We start from the raw sequence: 1325 nt of genomic DNA, 5'->3' as shown, positions 1-1325 counted from the left end.
CCAACTCGTTGTTGGTCGCATAGGTGATGTCGCAGGCGTAGGCTTGCTTCTTTTCGTCCTCGTCCTGCTGCGGGTAGACCACGCCGCAGGTCAGGCCCACGCTCGGCCAGCAGGTAGCAGCCCAGCACCTTGCGTTGCAGCAGCAGCGATTCGACCGGCGGCACGGGGAACAGCCCGCGTTCCTCGGCCAGCGCGAGCCCCTCTTGCCGCAGGCGGTCCAGCAGCCCGGCCCGGCCGAAATCGTGAACGCCCGGCGCGGCGAAGGGCTCCGCGACGATCCCGAACAGGCGCAGCAGCAGGTCGCGGGCCGCGTCGGGCGGATCGGCGGGGATCATGCCCAGATCGGCCATCCGGGCCAGCGCGCGCGGCCCGTCACCGGCCACGGTGGCGCGCAGCACCTCGCGGTACTGCGCGACCGTTTCCGGCGCGAACCGCCGGGTCGCGCCGAAGTCGAGCAGGATCACCGCGTCGGCGTCGGGATCGAACAGGTAATTGGCGAAATTCGGGTCGGTCTGCATGTCGCCGAGATCGAAGAGTTCCCGCAGCACGAGCGTGATCAGCCGCGCCGCGACGCGGTCCCGGGTGGCCTGATCGCGGGTTTCAAGCTCGGCCACGGTGACGCCGGGCAGGTGATCCATCACCAGGATGTCGGGCGTCGTCAGGTTGCGGTGCAGCCCCGGCACGCGGAAATGCGGCGTGTCGGCCAGATGCGCGGCAAAGCGCGACAGCGCGGCGGCTTCGCGCAGGTAATCGGCCTCCTCGTGCAGTTGCGCGCGGGCCTCCTCCAGCAGCGGGGCGATGTCCATGCCCCGCGGGACCAGCCCGGACCCGCGCGCGATGGCCCCGAGATTGCGGATATCGCTGTCGATGCTGTCACGGATGCCGGGATACTGCACCTTGACGGCAAGGTCGCGGCCGTCGCGCGTTTGGGCGCGGTGGACCTGCCCGATGGAGGCGGCGGCGATCGGGCGCACGTCGAAGCGGCGGAACCGGCGCATGAAGTCGCCGCCCCAGTTGGCGGCAAGAACCTTTTTCAGTTGCGCGGGCGGCATGAAATGCGCCTCGGATTGCAGGCGTGTCATGATCTGCGCCAGCTCGGGCGGCATCAGCTCGCCCGTCTCCATCGACAGAAGCTGGCCCGCCTTCATCGCGGCGCCGCGCATCCGTGACAATTCCTCGGTCACGCGGGTGATGTTTGCCGGGGTCATGAGCAAGTCCTGCATCCGCGGCCGGCGGCCGCCCAGCAGCTCCATCCCGCCGCGCGCGGCCATGGTGCCGGCCAGCCCGGTGGCAAGCCCGCCCATGCGGGCCATCCGGCCCAGCCG

2 pseudogenes are annotated in these 1325 nt (G+C 70.4%); both read right to left on the bottom strand.

The features are described from left to right. A pseudogene (locus ACH107_RS32890) lies at positions 1-100 on the bottom strand (hypothetical protein); the annotation flags it as partial. 328 nt (positions 101-428) lie between these two features. After that, positions 429-1052: pseudogene (locus tag ACH107_RS32885) on the bottom strand (ABC1 kinase family protein); the annotation flags it as partial. Positions 1053-1325: the final 273 nt, after the last annotated feature.

The sequence above is a fragment of the Roseovarius halophilus (ex Wu et al. 2025) genome (genome assembly GCF_047086965.1).
This window is presented reverse-complemented; position numbering and strand designations above follow the sequence as displayed.